The sequence below is a fragment of the Streptomyces sp. NPDC093089 genome (assembly GCF_044754405.1).
In the GTDB taxonomy this organism is placed as follows: Bacteria; Actinomycetota; Actinomycetes; order Streptomycetales; family Streptomycetaceae; genus Streptomyces.
This window is the reverse complement of record NZ_JBIVPA010000003.1, coordinates 414,558-433,722: the sequence shown is the minus strand read 5'-3', so window position 1 is coordinate 433,722 and position 19,165 is coordinate 414,558. Positions and strand designations below refer to the sequence as shown.

The window sequence follows — 19,165 nt, the reverse complement described above, 5'->3', positions numbered from 1 at the left end:
CGGCAGAGCGGCGAGACCGCACGGTCACTTGACGGCATGACGAGAAACGGCAGCACGGGAAGCGGGAGGGAGGAGAAGGTGGGCATGTTCGGGAAGTGGCGGGGCCGGAAATCGCACGACGCGGAGGCCGGCACCCCTGCGGAGGGCGCGGCTCCCGCCGCCCCCGCGGCGGCGCCCGGGGACGCGTGGCGGGGACTGCCGCCCGTGCAACGGGTGCTCGACTCACCCCGCACCATCGCGGAGCACGGCTTCTCCGCCTCCCTCGCGACCCACTGGAACCCGTCCTTCCAGAGCGACCTGGGCCACGGCGCCCTCCCGGACGCGCCTGCCGGCGTCCTCCTCGACGCGGTCCGGCCCGTCCCCGGGTCCGGTACGGGTCCGGCGGGCGGCGAACTGCCGGGGCTGCGGCTGCCGGTGGCGGGCGCCACTGGACCGGCCACCGGAACGGCCGCCGCCCCGGCGCCCCAGCCCGACGGCGCGGCCGGAACCGCGCCCGAGGGTCCTCGTGCCGGCGGCGCGTCGGCCGTGCAGCGCGCGGCCGGTGCTCCCGGCCCGGTACGGGGTGGCGGCGGGTCCGGCGCGCCCGCGCCCACCGGCGCGTCGCGTTCCGTGTCGCGGCCGGTGCAGCGCGCGGCGTCCGGACGGCCCTCCGGGGCGGCACCCGACGCCGGGAGCGGTCTCGACGCGGCCGCCCCGACGGGCGGCGGCGCCCGGGGTCCCGTCAGGCCCGCGCCCGCACGCCGTTCACCGCTGGTCTCCGCACGGCCGGCCGAACCGTCGCGCCGCCTGGTCCCGGCGGGTTCCGCCCGGAACACGGCGCCGTCCGCGCCCGGTTCGGAGACCGTCCAGCGCGCGGCGACCCCTCCGGGCACGTCGGAGCGCCCCCCGACCGCCGAAACCCGGGCGACGCCGACCGGCTCGCCCGACACCGCCGCACCGGAGCCCTCGGTCTCCGGTCGGCCCCAGAACGTCCCGGGCCTTGGTTCCCCCACCGGGCCCGGGACTCCCTTCGGCGCACCCGACACTCCGGTGCAGCGCCGTCCTCCCGTACGCCGTTCGCGTCGCGCCCCGGGCGCCGACTGGACCACGACGGCGTCCACACCGCCGCCGGCCGCGGCACCCGCTCCCGAGCCGAGCGCGGCGCCCGCGGCCCCGGCCGCCCGGCCCGGCCTCGGAGCCCCCGTGCAGCGTGCCGCCGCCGACAGCGCCACGTCACCGGCTCCTCGCGCAACCCCGGCACCGCGACGCTCGCCGATCGGCGCGCCGATCACCCGCACGTCCGCGACCCCTGACTCCGCTCCCGCCGCAGCCGCGTCCTCGCCGGTCGCGCCCGGCGGTGTCCCCGCGCCAGGGTCCGTCCAGCGTGCGCCGAAGGCCGCCTCGGGCTCTCCCGAAACCCCCACCGCGCGCGGTGGCAACACCCCGCCTGCCCCCGGCGCGCCCCGCCCGGCCGGTCCGGTCACGTCGGCCGCCCCGCGGCCTCCGGCCGATCCCTCAGGCCGTCGCTCCGGCGCCGCCGACGGTACGACCGTCCAGCGCGCGACCGCTCCGGCCCCGCTCGCCTCGCGCGCCCCGCTCGCCGAGCCCGGCACGGCGTCCACCCCGCGCACACCGGCGACCCAGAACCCCGCCGTCCAGCACACCGCGCCGCGCCCTCCGGTCGCGCCCTCGGGGCACCCCGGCACTCCGGCGACGCCGGGGACGCCTGTCTCCCAGGCCGCGAGCGTCCAGCGCGCCACCCCCGCGCTCCCGCACTCCCCCGCCGACCGCGCCACCCCCTCGGCCCGGCACGAGGCTCCGGCGGCGCCGCGAAGCCCGGAGGCCCCGAGCTCTCCTGCGGCCCCGAAGCCCACGGTCCAGCGCGCCGCTTCGGCACGCCCCGTCACGCCCATGGCCGAGCCCACGCATCCGGCGGCCTCGACGCCTTCGTCGCCCGTGGCCCCGGTCTCGCCGCACACGTCCCCCCTCGCCGCGCCCACCCCCCGGGCTTCCGTTCCTCCGGTGCCCCTGGTCACCGGGCCCTCGACCCCGACGGCCCCGACGACGCCGACGACCGCCCCGACCCACGGCCCCGCCGTCCAGCGCGCGGCGACTGCCGCCGCACCGCCCCGGGTCGCCGTGACGCCCCCGAGCACCCCCAGGACGCCACCGGGCGCGAGCATCCAGCGGGCGACCGCGCCGACCGTGCCCACGCCGCCCGCCTCCACACCTCCGGTCGAGGCGCTCCCCGTCGTGCAGCGCGCCCCGTTCGCACCGACACACCAGAGCACCGCCGATTCGCCCGGCGTCTCCGGCGTGCCGGCTCCTTCGGCGCGTCCGGCGGTCCCCCTTGCTTCCACGACGCCCGACGCGAGCACGCCCGTACGGCCGTCCGCGCCCGCGTCGGCAGCGGTCGGGGCGCCCAGGCCGCTCGTCACCGTCATCGACGTCCCCCGGGCCGCCGCTCCCGCCGTGCAGCGGCGCGCCTCGCTTCCGCTCGCGACCACGCGGCCGCTCGCGCCGAGCCTCCCGGACGCGGCGAGCGCCCCCGTGGCCCCCGGTCACGGCGGTGTCCCGGCGGCGCCCCTGTCCCGTCCCGCATCGGCTCCGGCCGTGCAGCGGAGCCCCGCACCCGTACAGAGGGCGACCGCCGCCGGTGCCGAAGGGCGTCACGCCGCGGTGCCCGTCGTCCCGATCGCCCCGCCCTCCGCCGTACGGCCCGTGGCCAGGCCGGTCGCCGTCCAGCGGCAGGCCGCTCCGGCGGTCGCCCCGCAGGCGCCCGCGCCCGCTCCGGCGGCGGCTCCCGCCGCGGGTGTCCCCGTGGTGACGCCCGCACCGCTGCAGCGGACCGCGGCGACCCCCGCCGCTGCGCCCCGGCCGCCGCGGCCGGCCACGGTGACGCGTACCGCGCCCGCCGTTCCCTCCGTACAGCGGAGCGGGCACGCGGCGGGTGGCGCCGAGGCGGAATCGCCGACGCAGCTGGACGAGTTGGCCCGCCGGCTCGTGACGCCGCTGTCGCGGCTGCTGCGCGCCGAGCTGCGCGCGGACCGCGAGCGGGTGGGGCGCCTGAGAGACCACGGGCACTGACCGGGAACCGACCCGGACCGTAAGAGGGCCGCCGCCGGCCGACACCGACTACCCGAGAGACCCGCATCATGCCCACGCAGCTGGACCCCGCATCCACCGTCTTCTTCAAGCTGACGATCGACGGACAGGACCTCGGCCTGTTCAACGGCTGTGACGGGCTGTCGTCCGAGGTGGAGGTGGAGCAGCGCCAGGAGGGCGGGAACAACGGCTTCGTGTGGCAGCTGCCGACGCGGGTCACGTTCTCGACCATCCGCCTGACGCGCCCGCTCACGCCGGACACCGCCAAGGTCGCGGCGTGGATCTCGTCGCTCGCGACGGGCATCACGAGGCCGACCGCGCAGATCGCGGCGCTGCGCGCGGACGGGTCGGTGGTGGCGCAGTGGGGTCTGGTGGAGGTGCTGCCGGTGCGGTGGACGGGGCCGACGCTCGACCCGGCGAGTCCGGCGGTGGCGACGGAGTCGCTGGAGATCGCGCACCACGGCTTCACCGACGCGGGAGGCGCGTGAGATGGCCTCGCTCATGGGTGCGTTGGCGGCTCGCGGTCTTTCGCGCGCCTCGCTGTCCATCCATCAGCCGCCGACGGACCTCGGCGGGTCGATGGGGGGCCGGATCGGCCAGGTGAAGTTCCAGTTCAATCCGGACCAGTTGCAGCTCAGCAGGTCCGCGAACTGGCACACCGAGCCGGCGGTGGCGTACACGCGGGGTGCTCCGCCGAAGTTCACGGGCAGCGAGCCCGCGCAGCTCCAGCTCGAGGTGTTCCTCGACCGCTCGGACGACCCGTCGTCGAACGACGTGCAGCAGCAGGTCGAGCTGCTGCTGTCGTGCTGCGAGGTGACCCAGCAGAGCATCGGCGCGAAGGCCCCGTCGCCGCCGTGGGTGGAGTTCTCGTGGGGGTCGTTCTCGACCGTGCAGTTCGTCGCGTACGTGACCTCGGTGTCCGCGACGTACACCCTCTTCAGTCCCAGCGGCATACCCATCCGGGCCACGTGCTCGCTGTCGCTCACCGAGGTCGCCACCGCGACCAAGAAGCAGAACCCGACCTCCGGAGCGCTGTCGGCCCGCCGGGCGCACCGCACGGTCGCCGGGGACTCGCTCGCCTCCCTCGCCTGGCGTGAGTACGGCGACGCGACGCGCTGGCGGGTGATCGCCGAGGCGAACGGCATCGACGACCCGATGCGGTTGCGCCCCGGCACGGAACTGCTGCTCCCGTCCACCACAGAAACGCCGGAGACCCAGGGCGCCTCATGAGCGAGAAGACCTTCACCACCGTCCTGCACGTGCAGCTCGACGGCACTCCCCTGCCGGACCCGCTGGCGGTCCGCCTCACCGAGGGCTGGGTGGACGCCAGTGTCAACGTCCCCTCCGCCTTCCAGCTGACGTTCAGCGACAAGGACGGCACCCTCACCGAGAAGTTCCCCTTCCTCAAGGTCGGCGCCATGGCGGTGCTGTCCCCCTTCACCGACGGGCGGCTCGGCGAGCCGATGCTGACCGGCGAGGTCACGGCCGTCGAGGTGGACGCGGCTCCCGGCCACGGCCGCTACCTGATCCTGCGGGGCTACGACCCCGGGCACCGGCTGCTGCGCAACCGTCGGGTCGAGGGCTATCCGAACATGACGGCCTCCGACATCGTCCGGAAGATCGCCGGTCTGAACCGGATCCCGCTCGGCAAGGTGGACGCGACGCCCACCGTGTACGAGCTGGCGACGCAGCCGAACATCACCGACTGGGACTTCCTGTCCCGGCTCGCGCGGGAGAACGACGTCCGACTCTCCCTCGACACGGCGGGCAGGCTGGTCTTCGCCGGGCTGCCGCCGGCGTCGTCCGCGCCCTCCGACACGACGCCGGCGGCGGCGAGCCCGTACGTCCTGGACTTCGGATCCAACACCCTGCACAGCCGGGTGTCGGTGACGGCCGCCGGTCAGGTGGCGAAGGTCGACGTGCGGGGCTGGGATCCGCGGACGAAGCAGGCCCTGTCCGCGCCGACGCCCGCCGTGACGAGCCGGGACATCGTCTCGGACATCACTCCGGCGCAGTTGTCCGCCTCCTTCGGTCCGGCCGAACTGGCGGCGACGGGAACGCCGTTCACCACGCAGTCGGAGGTGGCGCAGGCGGCGGCCTCGCTCGCCGACGACGTCACCGGCTCGTTCGCGGAGGTGGAGGTCGCGGTCACCGGCAATCCGGCGCTGAAGCCGGGGCAGCCGGTCGCCGTGAAGGGGGCGGGTTTCCCGTTCGAGGGGCGGTACACGGCGACCGGTGTCCGCCACGTCTTCGCGTCGGGGCGGCAGTTCACCAGCTGGCTGACGGTGTCGGGCCGCCAGTTCCGTTCGCTGTACGGGACGGCGTCCGGCGGCGGCGAACCGGCACCGCCGATGCCGGGTGTCGCGGTCGCGCTCGTCACCAACACGAAGGACCCGCTGTCGCTGGGCCGGGTCAGGCTGCGTTTCCCGTGGTTGTCGGCGACGTACGAGAGCGGCTGGTGCCGGGTCGCGCAGCTCGGCGGGCGCGGGGGCGGCGGGCTGGTGCTCCCCGAGGTCGACGACGAGGTGCTGTGCGCGTTCGACCGGGGCTCCCTGGAGCACCCGTACGTGCTCGCGGGCCTCTACAACGGCGTCGACCGGCACACTCCGGCCACCGACAAGGTGCCGCCCGTCGATCCGACGAGCGGGCGGGTGCAGTGGCGTGCGCTGACGTCCCGTACGGGTCACACGGTGGAGCTGCGCGAGGAGGGCGGCCGGACGCGCGCCTCGCACGGCATCCGGCTGCGCACCGCGAAGGGGGCGCTGAGCATCGAGCTGAACGAGGCGCGGACGACCCTGACGGTCGAGAGCGACGGCACGGTCACCATCTCGGGTGCGCGGGGGGTGACGGTGGAGTCGGAGATGGATCTGACGCTCTCCGCCGCGGGGAAGATCCGAATGAACGCGGGGCTCGGCGTGGACATCAAGGCCGGGGCGAAGTTCAAGGTGTCGGCGGTCACCCAGGCCGTCGTCAACGCGCCGTCGTTCGTGACGGCGACCATCCCGATGCCCAACCCCGTCGTGGCGAACCTGCCGTTCTGAGGAGGACCTTCCGTTGAGTGAGCACTTCGTCGGCGCAGGCTGGGCCTTCCCGCTGCGGACCGGTCCGAGCGGGGCCATCGCCCTCGTCCGGCGCGACCGGGAGATCGAGGAGTCGATGCGGCTCGTCCTGGCCACGGCGCCGGGCGAGCGGCCGATGCGTCCCGAGTTCGGCTGCGCGGTGCACGAGTTGGTGTTCGCTCCGGTCAACGACTCGACGATGGGGCGGGTCCGGCACGAGGTGATGGCCTCGCTGGACCGCTGGGAGCCGCGCATCGAGGTGGAGGACGTCACGGTCGCCCCGGCGCCGCTGGAGCCGACCACGCTCCACATCGACATCCGCTACCGGGTGCGCGGCGCCAACAACCCGCGCAACCTCGTCTTCCCCTTCTACGTCATCCCCTCCGAGGACTGAGCACCCATGGCCCTGCCCGCACCCCATCTCGACGACCGCCGCTTCCAGCAGTTCGTCGACGACGCCAAGCGCTACATCCAGCAGGCGTGCCCCGAGTGGACCGACCACAACGTCTCGGACCCGGGCGTCACCCTGGTCGAGGCCGTCGCGCACATGGCGGACCAGCTCGTCTACCGGCTCAACCGGGTCCCGGAGAAGAACCACCTGGCCTTCCTCGACCTGCTGGGCGTGACGCTGTTCCCGCCCGCCGCCGCCCGCGCCGACATCACCTTCCGGCTGTCCGCTCCGCAGGCCGAGCCGGTGCTGCTGCCCACCGGCACCGAGGTGTCCACGGGGCGGACGGAGACGGAGGAGGCGGTCGTGTTCGCGACGACGGCCGATCTGACCGTCGTGCCCTGCGCGTTGACCCACCTGCTGCGCCAGGAGTCCGGGGGCGCGCCCGAGGACCGCTCGCAGGACGTGCTGGGCGGTGAGGACGTGTCGGTGTTCTCCGCGCTGCCCCAGGTCGGCGACGTGCTGCTGCTGGGCCTCTCGGCGGCGGTGCCGGACTGCGTCCTGGTCCTGGACCTGGACAGCCGGGTGGACGGCGTCGGTGTGGACCCGCGCCGGCCGCCGCTGGTGTGGGAGGCGTGGACGGCGGCCGAGGGCTGGGTCGCGTGCGAGGTCGACGAGGATTCGACGGGTGGCCTCAACAGGCCGGGCGAGGTGGTCCTGCACATGCCGTCGGGGCACGTGTCCTCGCGCCTCGGCGGCCACGAGGCGGGCTGGGTGCGCTGCCGGGTCGTGCCGCCGGTCGAGGGGCTTCCCTCGTACAGCGAGTCGCCGACCGTGCGGGCGGCCGCCGCGTTCACCATCGGCGGTACGGTGCGGGCGGCCCACGCGGAGGCGGTCCGCAACGAGCAGCTGGGCGAGTCGGAGGGCGTCCCGGGGCAGCGGGTGCGGCTCGCGCACGCGCCGGTCGTGGACCGGCCGCCGCTGCTCCTCCAGGTCGCCGAGCGGGCGGACGGCGCGGACGAGGACGATCCGGAGGCCGGCTGGCAGGAGTGGACGGTCGTCCGCGACTTCGCGTCCTCGCGCCCCGGCGACCGGCACTACACCCTCGACGCGACGACCGGTGAGATCGCCTTCGGCCCCTCCGTGCGCCAACCGGACGGCACGCTGCGCCGGTTCGGTGCGGTGCCGCCGAAGGGAGCGGCGATCCGCGCGCTCCGCTACGGCACCGGGGGCGGCCGGGCGGGCAACGTGGCCCGGGGCACGATCACCGTGCTGCGCAGCTCCATCCCGTACATCGCGCGGGTCGAGAACAGGGAGGCGGCGCGGGGCGGGGTCGACGGGGAGACCGTCGAGGAGGCCAAGGCCCGCGCGCCCATCACGCTCCGGGCGCAGGAGCGTGCCGTCACCGCCCGCGACTACGAGGAGCTGGCGCGGCGGGCGGCGCCCGAGGCCGCGCGGATCTCCTGCCTGGCGGCGGACGCGGCCGAGGCCGGCGAGAACGCGGTGCGCGTCCTGGTGGTGCCGCAGGCGGTGCCGGACCGGGGCGGGCGGCTCCGCTTCGAGCAGCTGGTGCCGGGCGAGGAGCTGCTGGCGCGGGTGACGGGTTTCCTCGACGAGCGCCGTCCGCTGGGCACCCGGCTGGCCGTCGGGCCGCCGTTCTACCAGGGCGTGACGGTGGTGGCGACGCTGCACTCCTTCCGTGCGGCCGAGGCGGAGCGGGTCCGCGCGGAGGCGCTGGACGCGCTGTACGCGTACCTGGACCCGCTGACGGGCGGGGCGCACGGCGAGGGGTGGCCGTTCGGGCGTCCGCTGCGTGCCGGCGAGGTCTTCGCGGCGCTCCAGCGGGTGCCGGGCGTGGAGCTGGTCGACGAGGTCCTGCTGCACCCGGCGGACCCGCTGACGGGCCGGCGGGGCGACACGACCGACCGGATCGAGCTGGCTCCGTCCGCGCTGCTGTTCCCCTTCGACCACCGCGTCCGCGTGATCGAGGCGCGGTGAGCGGGTCCGCCCGGGGTACGGTTCCCGGGCTCGCGACCCCGTACCCGCTGGGTGCGGCGCTGCCCGCCGTCTACGCGGAGGACGACTTCGGGCAGCGGTTCGTGAGCGGTCTGGACGTCGTCCTCGCTCCGCTGTTCAACGTCCTGGACTCGCTGGAGGCGTACTTCTCGCCGGCGCTCGCCCCGGCCGACTTCGTGGACTACCTGGCGACCTGGGTCGGCGCCGAGCTGGACGGCGGCGAGCCGCTGCCGCTGCGCCGGCACGCGGTCGCCACCGCCGTCGCGCTGCACCGGGTGCGCGGCACCCGGCAGGGTCTCGCGGCGGCTGTCCGGCTGGCGTTCGGCGTCCCCGCGGAGATCACCGAGAGCGGGGGCGCGAGCTGGTCCGCCGCTCCGCTGGGCCCGTTCCCGGGGGCTCCCGCGGCCGGGCTGCACGTCGTCCTGCGGGTCGCCGACCCGGCCTCCGTGGATCCGCACCGGCTGCGCGCGGTCGTGGCCGCGGCCCGCCCCGCCCATCTGCCGTTCACGGTCTCGGTGACCGCTTCCCGTACCTCCGAAGGAGCCTGACCCCCATGAGTGACGCGCCCCAGACCCGCCCCTGCCCGGACTGCGCGAGCCCGGTGCGGACGGCGGACCAGTCGTTCTGCGACAGTTGCGGAGCGTTCCTGCGCTGGGACACCCCGGCCGGAGCGGCGGCCACCGCCGACCGGCCCGCCCAGGACGGCACGGCGCCCGCCGCGGACCGTCCGTCTCCGACCGGTGCGCCCGGTGACGGCCGGTCCGGCCCGGCGTCCGACCAGGCGCCCGGCTCGGCGTCCGGCTCGACGCGGGGTTCGGTGGCGCCGGACGGCGCGGGCCACGCGGAGTCCGGCGCCCCCGCCGGGGCCGGTGCGACTCCGGCCGCCGCGCGCGGCACCGGGTCGGCCGCCGGTCCCGAGGTCCCCGGCGTCCCGGACGCTCCGGAGCCGCCCACCGCCGGCACGGACGCGTCGGGCGCCGAGCCGTCGGGTGCCGGCGCCTCGGCATCTGCCACGCCCGCCGCCGCGCCTGCCGCATCGTCCGCCGTCGGCTCCGAGGAGGTCACCGCGCCGCTGCCGGCCGTCGCCGCGTCACCGGAGGCCCAGGCATCGGCACCGGCGTCCGCGCCGACGGGGGCAGCCGTGCCCGCGCCCGTCCCCGTACCGGAGGCGAGGCCCTCGTCCGACGGGCCGTCGGACACGCTCGTGCGCGCGCTGCTCGTCCCGGTCCCGGGGAACCGGCCCGCCGAGCCGGCCGTCGCCGCGCCGGTGCTGCCCGCGCGCCCGGAGGCGGCGCGTCCGGCGGTGCGGGCGGCCGAGGCGGCCGTGCCGGTGCAGGGCGGCACGCCGTGCCCGGCCTGCTCGCTCGCCAACACCCCGGGCCGGCACTTCTGCCGCTTCTGCGCGACGCCGATGGTTCCCGAGCGGCTGTCCGACGCCGAGGGCCCCTACGCGGGGCGGCGGCCCGGACTCGCCCGCGACCGGAGCCGGTGGATCGTCCGCGCCCTGATCGCGACGGCGGTGGTGGCCGTGGTGGTCGGCGGGATCGTCGGCGGACCGCCGGCCGCCCGTGCGGTCCAGGACCACTTCGCCACCCGGGTCCCGGTGCACCCCGTCTCCTGGACCGCCTCGCACTCGGCCGCGAAGCGGGACCCGAAGCTGGCGGGCGACGGCTACTCCAACACCTGGTGGGGCACCGGGTACGCGGGCGACTCGGCCGGGCAGTACCTGGAGGCCACCTTCGCCGAGCCGACCGATCTGCTGAACGTGCTGATCACGCCCGGCAGTTCGAAGAACACGACTCAGGCGGACGGGCAGGCGACCCCGCGGACCTTCGACCTCGTGGTGCGGGACTCCTCGGGCGAGACGCGCGTCTCGCACCACCGCATCAACGACGGCGGCACCCAGCGCGTCGACCTCCGGGTGCGCGACGCGCTGTCGGTGCGCCTCGTCCTGGCCACGGCCTGGCGGGCGGACCCGCGCAAGCAGGTCGCCGTCGCGGAGCTGGAGTTCTTCGGCAGGTCCGTCTCCTGACGCCCGGGCCCGTCCGAGGGCGGGTCCGTCTCCTGACGCCGGACCCGCCCCGGGGCGGGCGCAGGTCCGTCTCCCGTCGGCCTGCGCCCGCCCCGGTCACTCCACCGTCCCCCACCACGCGCCGCCCCGTGCGGCGTCGGCCGCCGGGTGGTCGGGGGCGGTGTCGCCGAGGGCGAGCCGGGTGACGACGCGGTAGCGGTCGCCGCGGTAGAGCGACCGCACGTACTCGACCGGTCTGCCCGCCGTGTCGGAGGTGACGCGGTCGAAGAGCAGCGCGGGCGAGAGGACGGGCACGTCCAGGAGGGCCGCCTCCTCCTCGCTCAGGACGGTCGGCTCGATGGACTGGACGGCGTGGGCGGTCCGGATGCCGCGCCGCTCGCGCAGATGGGCGTAGAACCCGCCCTCCATGTCGGCGATGGTGAGGCCGGGGACCAGGTCGGCCGGGACGTGCAGCTGTTCCAGGGCGATCGGTGCGCCGTCGACGTACCGGAGGCGGGTGACGTGCACCAGTTCCGCCGCCGGGGAGAGCGCGAGTCTGCGGCCGATGCGCGCGCCGGCCCGTACGGTGCGGAGTTCGAGCACGGTGCTCGTCCAGCTGCCGGGGCTGCGGGGAGCGCTCGCCGCGTGGTCGTCGGCGACCAGTTCCTGGGTGATCTTGTCGGGGGCGACGAACATGCCCCGGCCGTGCTCGCGCACGAGCAGGCCGGTGGCGACGAGTTCGTCGACGGCGGCGCGCAGCGTGGGGCGCGAGACGCCCAGGGTGGCGCAGAGGGTGCGCTCGGAGGGGATGGCGTCGCCGGGGCGGCGGCCGTCGATCACGGCCAGCAGATGCTCCCGTACCCGCTCCCGCTTCAGTTCCATCCCGTGCCCTCCCCGATGCGCGCTCCCGCCGCAGGTCAGTATGCATCTCCCTCGGTCGAGGAGGTGACGAGGCCGTCGCGGGTGAAGTCGAGGCGGGAGACGATCCGGTAGCGGTCGCCCCGGTAGACCGAGTGGACGTACTCGACGGGCCGGCCGGCGGTGTCCAGGGTGAGGCGTTCGATCAGGAGCGCGGGCGAGAGGACGGGGACGTCCAGGAGCGCGGCCTCGTCCTCGCTGACGACGGTGGGTTCGATCGACTGGGTGGCCTCCTGGACGTGGACGCGGTGGTGTTCCCGCAGGTGGTCGTAGAGGTCGCCCGCCTCCAGTTCCTCCGGGCTCAGCGCGGCGCCGACGAGGTCGGCCGGGATGTGCAGGTGTTCGATGGCCATGGGGGCGCCGTCGACGAGGCGGAGCCGGGCGACGTAGAGCAGTTCGGCGGCGGGCGAGAGGCGGAGCCTGCGTCCGATGCGGGCGCCGGCCCGGACGGTGGCGGCCTCCAGGACGGTGCTCGACCAGTCGCCGGAGGCCCGGGGGACGGCGAAGGCCGTGTCGCTCGGGGCGAGTTGCTGGGTGATCTTCGCGGGGGCGACGAACATGCCCCGGCCGTGCTCGCGCACCAGCAGGCCGGTGGCGACGAGTTCGTCGACGGCGGCGCGCAGCGTGGGGCGCGAGACGCCCAGGGTGGCGCAGAGAGTGCGCTCGGAGGGGATGGCGTCGCCGGGGCCGAGGCCTTCTATCAGGCCCAGCAGGTGCTCCCGTACCCGCTCCCGCTTCAGCACCCCGCTGGAGGAGCCGTCCTTCATGCCACTCTCCCTGACTGGTCAACTGGTAAGGCCGATGGTAGCCGAACGAGTCGACCTGTCACCGGGTGAACAGCACATGTTTTTCAGGGGATTGACGGCTCCACTGGTCCATGCCACCTTCTGGTCACACACCTGACCACTTGACCAATTGGTCAACCATCCATCGAGGTGCCCGTGAAGATCCGTCCCCCCGCAGGCCTCCGCTCCGGCCCCGTGGCCGGCCCCCTCGCCCTCGTCGCGGCCGTCGCCCTGGCCGCCACGGCCTGCAGCGCCCCGGAGGACCCGGCCGCCTCCGGCGGACCGGAGAAGGTCACCGTCTGGATCATGAAGGACAGCGTCACCGACGCGTTCCTCACCCGCTTCAGAGCCGGCTTCGAGGCCGAGCACGCGGACATCGACCTCGACATCCAGATCCAGGAGTGGGACGGCATCGGCGAGAAGGTCACCGCCGCCCTCGCCAGCAAGGACGCCCCGGACGTCATCGAGGTCGGCAACACCCAGGTCGCGCAGTACGCGGCGAGCGGCGGCGTGCGCGATCTCGGCGACAGGACCGGCGAGTTGAACGGCGCCGACTGGCTCCCCGGACTCGCCGGCCCCGGCAAGGTGGACGGCAGGCAGTACGGCATCCCCTGGTACGCGGCCAACCGCGTCGTCATCTACCACAAGGACCTCTTCGCCCGGGCCGGCATCACCGCGCCGCCGAAGACGCAGGACGAGTGGCTGGCCGTCACGGCGAAGCTCAACAAGGGCGCCACGCAGGGGATCTACCTCCCCGGGCAGAACTGGTACACCCTGTCCGGCTTCGTCTGGGAGGCCGGCGGCGACCTCGCCGTCCGGGAAGGCGCCGCCTGGAAGGGCTCGCTCGACACCCCCCAGGCCCTCGCCGGAATGGACTTCTACCGGCGGCTCCAGGCCCTCGGCAAGGGCCCCAAGGACTCCGACGAGGCCAAGCCGCCGCAGGCCGAGGTCTTCGCGAAGGGGGACGTCGCCCAGATCGTCGCCGTACCCGGCGGCGCGAAGATCGTCGAGGAGATCAACCCCGCGCTCAAGGGGAAGCTGGGCTTCTTCCCCGTACCCGGCAGAACGGCGGAGAAGCCCGGAGCGGTCTTCACCGGCGGCTCCGACCTCATCGTCCCCGAGGCGTCCCGGCACCCCGACGCCGCCTACCAGGTGGTCAAGGCGCTGGCAGGCGAGAAGTGGCAGACGGACATGGCGAAGACGATGAGCTACGTCCCCAACCGCACCTCCCTCGCGCACGTCATCCAGGACGACGAGGGCACCGCCGCCATGGCCGCCGGCGCCGCGCAGGGCCGGGCGACGCCGAACTCCCCGCAGTGGGCCGCCGTCGAGGCCACCAACCCCATCAAGCAGTACATGACCGCCGTGCTCACCGGCACCGATCCGGCACGGGCGGCGGCGACCGCGTCCGCGAGCATCACCCGGACCCTCGGCTCGTGAGGCGACCCCACGGGCCGGACCTCCGGCCCTATCTCCTGATCGCCCCCACCGTCCTCGGCGGCGCCCTCCTCCTCGGGTACCCGCTGGCCCGCAACCTGCTGATCTCCTTCCAGGAGTACGGCATGGGCGAGCTCATCCGCGGTGGCGCTGACTTCGTGGGGTTCCGCAACTACCGGACCGTCCTGGCCGACCCCGAGTTCTGGGAGGTCGTCCGGCGCACCCTCTGGTGGACGCTGGTGAACGTCATGCTGATCATGGTGATCGGCACGCTGGTCGCGCTGATGATGCAGCGGCTCGGCCGGCGGATGCGGATCCTGGTGACGAGCGGCCTCGTCCTCGCCTGGGCGAGCCCGGTGATCGCCACCACGACGGTCTTCCAGTGGCTCTTCGCCTCGCGCCTCGGCGTGGTCAACTGGGTGCTCGTCCACCTCGGGTTCGAGTCCTTCGAGGGCTACTCCTGGCTGGCCGACGGGCCCGCCGCGTTCACCGTCCTGGTCCTGCTGGTGGTCTGGCAGTCGGTGCCGTTCGCCGCGATCACCCTCCACTCGGCCCTGCTCACCGTCCCGGCCGAGCTGTACGAGTCGGCCCGGCTCGACGGGGCCGACGGCCGGCGGATCTTCCGGTCGGTCACCCTGCCCCTGCTGAGGCCGATCTTCGGACTCGTCCTGTGCCTCGAAGTCATCTGGGTCTTCCGCTGCTTCGCCCAGATCTGGGCCGTCACCAGGGGCGGCCCCGGCGAGGCGACCACCACCCTGCCCGTCTACGCCTACCGGGTCGCCCAGTCCCTGCACCGGTACGACCTGGGCGCGGCCGTCTCCACCCTCACCGTGCTCCTCCTCGTCGCCGTGCTCATCGCCTACTTCCGCCAGCTGCTCCGACAGGAGGCCGAACGGTGACCCCGCGCGCCCTGCGCCGACTCCCCCTGAACACCGCGGCGACGCTCGTCTTCGTCCTCGCCGTCTTCCCGGTGTACTGGATGGTCCTCACCGCCTTCCGGCCCACCCGCGACATCCAGTCCGAGACCCCGCGGTTCCTGCCCGGCGCCGTGACCCTGGAGCACTTCCGGCACGCCGTCGCCGCGGACGGCTTCTGGACCTTCTGGCGCAACAGCCTGCTCGTCACCGCCGGGTGCGTCCTGCTCGCCCTGGTCGTGGCGCTGGCCGCCGCGTTCGCCGTGGCGCGGCTGCGCTGGCGCGGCCGGCGCGGCTTCCTGCTGATGGTCTTCCTCGCGCAGGTGGCGCCCTGGGAAGCGCTGCTGATCCCGATGTACGTGATCGCCCGGGACGCCGACCTGCTCGACCGGCTCGCGACCCTCAGCCTGATCTACTTCATGATCACCCTGCCGTTCACCGTCGTCACCCTCCGCTCGTTCCTCGCCGGGGTCCCGGCGGAGCTCGAAGAGGCCGCCCAGGTCGACGGCTGCACCCGCGCCGGCGCGTTCCGCCGGGTGACCCTGCCCCTGCTCGCCCCGGGACTCCTGGCCACCTCGCTCTTCGGCTTCATCACCGCCTGGAACGAGTTCGCCTTCGCCAACATGCTGATCATCAAGAACCAGGACGACCGCACCCTGCCCGTCTGGCTCTCGTCCTTCTCCAACGTCTTCGGCACCGACTGGGGCGCCACCATGGCCGCCTCCACGCTCTTCGCCCTGCCCGTCCTCGTCCTCTTCCTGGTCCTGCAGGGCCGGGTCGCCGCCGGGATGACCGGCGGAGCCGTGAAGGGATAACGCACCGCGATGCCCCTGCCCCGACTCGTTCCCGAACCCACCCACCTCTCGGTCCTCGCCGGCCTGTTCACCTTCGACGCCGCGACCACGCTCAAGGTCACCCCCGGCGCCGAGGGCGCGGCCGACCTGCTGCGCGCCCTGCTCGCACCGGCGACCGGCCTGACCCTGCCCGCGCGCCCCGACGGCTCCGTCGTCCTGGCCCTCGACCGCGCCCTGACCGGCCTCGGCGACGAGGGGTACGGGCTGACCGTCGGCACCGAGGGGGTGCTGCTGCGGGCCGCCGACCCCCGGGGCCTCCTGGCCGGCGTCCAGACCCTCCGCCAGCTCCTGCCCGTCGAAGCCCTCCTCACGGACCCGGTGCCCGGCGTCGCCTGGTCGATCCCCTGCGCGCAGATCACCGACGTCCCCCGCTTCCCCTGGCGCGGCTCCATGCTCGACGTCGCCCGCCGCTTCCGGCCCGTCTCCTACCTCCGGCGGTACGTCGACCTCCTCGCCCTCCACAAACTCAACGTCCTCCACCTCCACCTCACCGACGACCAGGGCTGGCGCATGCCGGTCCCCGCCCTCCCCCGGCTCACCGAGGTCGGCGGCCTGCCGCACGGCGGTGCCTACACGCGTGCCGAACTCGCCGGCCTGGTCGCGTACGCGGCGGAGCGCGGCGTCACCGTCGTGCCCGAGATCGAGATGCCCGGTCACGTCCGGGCCGCCCTCGCCGCGTACCCCGCACTCGGCAACCACCCCGGCCGCACCTACGAGGTGTGGGACCGGTGGGGCGTCTGCGACACCATCCTCGGCGTCCACGACGAGGCCCTCGACTTCTGCCGCACCGTCCTCGACGAGGTGATGGACGTCTTCCCCTCCCCGTACGTCCACATCGGCGGCGAGGAGTGCCCCACCACCGAGTGGCACGCCTCCCCGGACGCGCGCCGCAGGGCCGCCGCCGAGGGGCTGGCGGGGCCCGACGCCCTGCACGGCTGGTTCATGGAGCGGGTCGGACGCCACCTCCTCGACGCCGGCCGCCGGCCGCTCAGCTGGACCGAGAACGGCGCCGACCTCCCGCCGTACTTCACCGTCATGCCGTGGCGCGACGCCGACCACGGACGCACCGCCGTCCGCCGCGGCCACGAGGTCGTCATGGCACCCCACCGCACCACGTACCTCGACTACCCCCAGTCCGCGGGCCCGGCGGAACCGCCCGGCCAGGCCGGCGAGGTCGTCGACCTGCGGGCCGTCCACGGCAACGACCCGGCGCCCGCCGACTGGAGCCCCGAGGAGGCGGCCCGGGTCCTCGGCTCCCAGGCCCAGCTGTGGACCGAGTACGTGCCGACCGCCGCGCACGCCGAATACCTCACCTTCCCCCGGCTCTGCGCGCTCGCCGAGGTCGTCTGGACCGGCCGCCACGACTGGCCCGGCTTCCGGGAGCGCCTGCGCCACCACCGGACCCGGCTCGACGCCCTCGGGGTGCCGCGCCGTCTTTCCCCCACGACCCCGGCCGCCGGCCGGACCCCACTCAAGGAGGACTTGTCATGAGCGACCCGTCGAGGAACAGGAAGCCGCGGATCCGTGCCGCGCTCGCCGTCGCCGCGGTGACCGGGCTCGGCGCCACCGCACTCACCGCGCTTCCGGCGGCCGCGGCCGGCGAGGCCGTCACCGTCCAGTACCGGCAGAGCGCCACCGGAAGCGACCAGGTCGAGCCCTGGCTGAAGGTCGTCAACACCGGCTCCTCCGGCCTCCCGCTGAACCAGGTCAAGGTCCGCTACTACTTCAAGGCCGACGCGGGGGCCTCGTACACCTACGCCTGCTCCTGGGCCGTGAAGGGCTGCGCGAACCTGACCGGCACCTTCGGCACCCTCGCGCACCCCACCGCGACCGCCGACCGCTACCTCGAGGTCGGCTTCACCGCCGGCGCCGGCACCCTCGCCCCGGGCGCGGACACCGGCGACATGCAGCTGCGCTTCCACCGCTCCGACTGGCAGCCGCTGAACCAGAACGACGACTACTCCTTCGGCCCGGCCCAGACCTCGTACACCGCCTGGTCCAAGGTCACCGCCACCGTGGCCGGCGTCCCGGTCTGGGGCACCTCCCCCACCGGCGACGGCCCCACGCCGACGCCCACGCCGACCGACCCGACCACTCCGCCGCCCGCGGGCGCCGCGCTCTTCGACGACTTCGACTACACGGGGCACACCGACCCGGCCGTCAACGCCCACGGCTGGAGCGTGCGTTCCAACGCGGGCGGCCCCGGCGTGCCGGGCGCCACCTGGGCCCCGGAGAACGTCACCTTCGCGAAGGAGGGCACGAACTCGATCATGAACCTCCGGACCTCCACCGCCGGGACCGGCGAGTCCACCCGGCACACCGAGATCCTCACCCGCGCCACGAAGTTCAGGAACGGCACCTACGCGGCGCGCGTCCGCTTCTCCGACGCACCGCTGTCCGGGCCCGACGGCGACCGCGTCGTCCAGACCTTCTTCACCATCAACGACCTCAAGGCCCCCATGGCCGACGACTACGCCGAGTACGACTTCGAGTACCTGCCGAACGGCGGCTGGGGCGAGCCCGCGAACATCCTCTACACCACCTCCTGGGAGACCTACCGCCCCGACCCCTGGGAGGCCGTCAACCAGCACTCCGAGTCGCGCACCAGCTATGCCGGCTGGCACGACCTCGTCCTCACCATCGACGACAACGCGATCGTCTACTACGTCGACGGCCAGGAGTTCGGCCGGCACGACGCCCGCTACCTCCCCGAACGCCCCATGTCCATCAACTTCAACCAGTGGCTGATCGACCTCGCCGGGCAGACGTCGACCACCCCGCGCGCCTACGACCAGAAGGTCGACTACGTCCTCCACGTCAAGGACCGGGTCCTCACCCCGGCCCAGGTGGCCGCCGAGGTAGCCGCCTACCGCTCGGCCGGCACCGCCTTCGAGGACACCGTCCCCGCCGCACCGTGACCCCCGGGGGCCCGGTCCCGCACGGGACCGGGCCCCACCCGCCCCCGCCGGGTTCCCGCCCCTGGCCGGGCTTCCTCGCGGACCCGTCACGGACGTGTTGCGCTCCTGCCGAACGGCACGCCGTAGGGTGCTCGCCATGGGCGAGACGGGCGGGTTGCGGGAGCGCAAGAAGCGGCAGATGTACGCGCGGTTGTCGGACACGGCGATCGGGATGTTCGTGGAACGGGGGTTCGAGGAGGTGACGGTCGCCGACGTGGCGGCGGCGGTCGACGTCTCGAAGCCGACGCTGTTCCGGTACTTCCCGACCAAGGAGGACCTGGTCCTGCACCGGCTGGCGGACCACGAGGGCGAGGCGGGGAGGGTCGTGGCGGAGCGGCCCGACGGGACCTCGCCGCTGGAGGCCCTGCGGAACCACTTCCTGGACGGGCTGGCCCGGCGCGATCCGGTGACGGGACTGAACGACGACGACGAGGTCCTGGCGTTCCACCGGCTGGTGTACGCGACGCCGTCGGTGGTCGCGCGCCTGCACGCGTACGTCGAGCGGAACGAGGCGATCCTGGCCGAGGCTCTCGGCGGCGGCACCCCGGCACGGCTGGCCGCGGGTCAGGTCGTCGCCGTCCAGCGGGTCCTCGCGCGGGAGAACTGGACGCGGATCACGACGGGCGACAGCGCGGACGCGCTCTATCCCGAGGCGGTCGCCGTGGCCTCGGCGGCGTTCGGTCAGCTCGGCACCGGAGTGACCGTCCTGGTCTGACCCGCCCTCGCAAAATCGTTACTCAGT

16 protein-coding genes are annotated in these 19,165 nt (G+C 74.7%); 14 read left to right on the top strand and 2 right to left on the bottom strand.

The window, feature by feature from the left end; genetic code table 11:
• Positions 1-84 precede the first annotated feature (84 nt).
• From ACIQFX_RS08830 to ACIQFX_RS08795, 8 genes are all read left to right on the top strand, one after another.
• The gene (locus tag ACIQFX_RS08830; protein WP_402460244.1) at positions 85-3,066 is read left to right on the top strand and encodes a hypothetical protein; all 2,982 of its coding nucleotides are present in this window, start codon (positions 85-87) and stop codon (positions 3,064-3,066) included.
• Between the two features lie 68 nt (positions 3,067-3,134).
• A complete protein-coding gene (locus ACIQFX_RS08825) occupies positions 3,135-3,572 on the top strand; it encodes a phage tail protein (RefSeq protein WP_367826902.1) in 438 nt (145 codons plus the stop codon).
• A 1-nt stretch (position 3,573) separates the two neighbouring features.
• Complete coding sequence (locus ACIQFX_RS08820; protein ID WP_376482209.1) at positions 3,574-4,314, top strand: LysM peptidoglycan-binding domain-containing protein; 741 nt, start codon at positions 3,574-3,576, stop codon at positions 4,312-4,314.
• Positions 4,311-6,125, top strand: coding sequence for a VgrG-related protein (locus ACIQFX_RS08815; RefSeq protein ID WP_402460242.1), 1,815 nt, complete (start codon positions 4,311-4,313; stop codon positions 6,123-6,125). The genes ACIQFX_RS08820 and ACIQFX_RS08815 overlap by 4 nt, the downstream gene beginning before the upstream one ends.
• A 13-nt stretch (positions 6,126-6,138) precedes the next feature.
• Positions 6,139-6,537, top strand: a complete 399-nt coding sequence (locus ACIQFX_RS08810; protein WP_402460240.1) for a GPW/gp25 family protein — start codon at positions 6,139-6,141, stop codon at positions 6,535-6,537.
• Positions 6,538-6,543: 6 nt separating this feature from the next.
• The gene (locus ACIQFX_RS08805) at positions 6,544-8,529 is read left to right on the top strand and encodes a putative baseplate assembly protein (RefSeq protein ID WP_402460237.1); all 1,986 of its coding nucleotides are present in this window, start codon (positions 6,544-6,546) and stop codon (positions 8,527-8,529) included.
• On the top strand, positions 8,526-9,095 hold the full coding sequence (locus tag ACIQFX_RS08800; RefSeq protein ID WP_402460235.1) for a phage tail protein: 570 nt from the start codon (positions 8,526-8,528) through the stop codon (positions 9,093-9,095). Before ACIQFX_RS08805 ends, ACIQFX_RS08800 begins: the two co-directional genes overlap by 4 nt.
• Before the next feature lie 5 nt (positions 9,096-9,100).
• Positions 9,101-10,579, top strand: coding sequence for an NADase-type glycan-binding domain-containing protein (locus ACIQFX_RS08795; RefSeq protein WP_402460233.1), 1,479 nt, complete (start codon positions 9,101-9,103; stop codon positions 10,577-10,579).
• A 96-nt stretch (positions 10,580-10,675) separates the two neighbouring features.
• Here ACIQFX_RS08795 and ACIQFX_RS08790 read toward each other — a convergent pair whose 3' ends face one another.
• Both ACIQFX_RS08790 and ACIQFX_RS08785 read right to left on the bottom strand, forming a co-directional pair.
• Positions 10,676-11,440 (bottom strand): GntR family transcriptional regulator, encoded by a 765-nt coding sequence (locus tag ACIQFX_RS08790; RefSeq protein WP_402460231.1) that lies wholly within the window; start codon positions 11,438-11,440, stop codon positions 10,676-10,678.
• A 35-nt stretch (positions 11,441-11,475) separates the two neighbouring features.
• On the bottom strand, positions 11,476-12,243 hold the full coding sequence (locus ACIQFX_RS08785; RefSeq protein ID WP_402460229.1) for a GntR family transcriptional regulator: 768 nt from the start codon (positions 12,241-12,243) through the stop codon (positions 11,476-11,478).
• A 174-nt stretch (positions 12,244-12,417) separates the two neighbouring features.
• Here ACIQFX_RS08785 and ACIQFX_RS08780 point away from each other — a divergent pair, with 174 nt between their 5' ends.
• From ACIQFX_RS08780 to ACIQFX_RS08755, 6 genes are all read left to right on the top strand, one after another.
• A complete protein-coding gene (locus tag ACIQFX_RS08780) occupies positions 12,418-13,701 on the top strand; it encodes an extracellular solute-binding protein (RefSeq protein ID WP_402460227.1) in 1,284 nt (427 codons plus the stop codon).
• Positions 13,698-14,597, top strand: a complete 900-nt coding sequence (locus ACIQFX_RS08775) for a carbohydrate ABC transporter permease (RefSeq protein WP_402460225.1) — start codon at positions 13,698-13,700, stop codon at positions 14,595-14,597. The genes ACIQFX_RS08780 and ACIQFX_RS08775 overlap by 4 nt, the downstream gene beginning before the upstream one ends.
• The gene (locus ACIQFX_RS08770) at positions 14,594-15,427 is read left to right on the top strand and encodes a carbohydrate ABC transporter permease (protein ID WP_402460223.1); all 834 of its coding nucleotides are present in this window, start codon (positions 14,594-14,596) and stop codon (positions 15,425-15,427) included. Before ACIQFX_RS08775 ends, ACIQFX_RS08770 begins: the two co-directional genes overlap by 4 nt.
• 9 nt (positions 15,428-15,436) lie before the next feature.
• Positions 15,437-16,957 (top strand): beta-N-acetylhexosaminidase, encoded by a 1,521-nt coding sequence (locus ACIQFX_RS08765; RefSeq protein WP_402460221.1) that lies wholly within the window; start codon positions 15,437-15,439, stop codon positions 16,955-16,957.
• Entirely contained in the window at positions 16,954-18,384 is a 1,431-nt protein-coding gene (locus ACIQFX_RS08760) for a cellulose binding domain-containing protein (protein WP_402460219.1), read from the top strand. The genes ACIQFX_RS08765 and ACIQFX_RS08760 overlap by 4 nt, the downstream gene beginning before the upstream one ends.
• A 136-nt stretch (positions 18,385-18,520) precedes the next feature.
• On the top strand, positions 18,521-19,138 hold the full coding sequence (locus ACIQFX_RS08755; RefSeq protein ID WP_402460217.1) for a TetR/AcrR family transcriptional regulator: 618 nt from the start codon (positions 18,521-18,523) through the stop codon (positions 19,136-19,138).
• Positions 19,139-19,165: the final 27 nt, after the last annotated feature.

What these genes read in the sequence shown, in the direction of transcription:
- ACIQFX_RS08815 (WP_402460242.1), top strand. Translation starts at nt 4,311, where the DNA reads ATGAGCGAGAAGACCTTCACCACCGTCCTGCACGTGCAGCTCGACGGC.
- ACIQFX_RS08790 (WP_402460231.1), bottom strand. Translation starts at nt 11,440, where the DNA reads ATGGAACTGAAGCGGGAGCGGGTACGGGAGCATCTGCTGGCCGTGATC.
- ACIQFX_RS08795 (WP_402460233.1), top strand. Translation starts at nt 9,101, where the DNA reads ATGAGTGACGCGCCCCAGACCCGCCCCTGCCCGGACTGCGCGAGCCCG.
- ACIQFX_RS08805 (WP_402460237.1), top strand. Translation starts at nt 6,544, where the DNA reads ATGGCCCTGCCCGCACCCCATCTCGACGACCGCCGCTTCCAGCAGTTC.
- ACIQFX_RS08760 (WP_402460219.1), top strand. Translation starts at nt 16,954, where the DNA reads ATGAGCGACCCGTCGAGGAACAGGAAGCCGCGGATCCGTGCCGCGCTC.
- ACIQFX_RS08765 (WP_402460221.1), top strand. Translation starts at nt 15,437, where the DNA reads ATGCCCCTGCCCCGACTCGTTCCCGAACCCACCCACCTCTCGGTCCTC.
- ACIQFX_RS08785 (WP_402460229.1), bottom strand. Translation starts at nt 12,243, where the DNA reads ATGAAGGACGGCTCCTCCAGCGGGGTGCTGAAGCGGGAGCGGGTACGG.
- ACIQFX_RS08820 (WP_376482209.1), top strand. Translation starts at nt 3,574, where the DNA reads ATGGCCTCGCTCATGGGTGCGTTGGCGGCTCGCGGTCTTTCGCGCGCC.
- ACIQFX_RS08825 (WP_367826902.1), top strand. Translation starts at nt 3,135, where the DNA reads ATGCCCACGCAGCTGGACCCCGCATCCACCGTCTTCTTCAAGCTGACG.
- ACIQFX_RS08830 (WP_402460244.1), top strand. Translation starts at nt 85, where the DNA reads ATGTTCGGGAAGTGGCGGGGCCGGAAATCGCACGACGCGGAGGCCGGC.
- ACIQFX_RS08755 (WP_402460217.1), top strand. Translation starts at nt 18,521, where the DNA reads ATGGGCGAGACGGGCGGGTTGCGGGAGCGCAAGAAGCGGCAGATGTAC.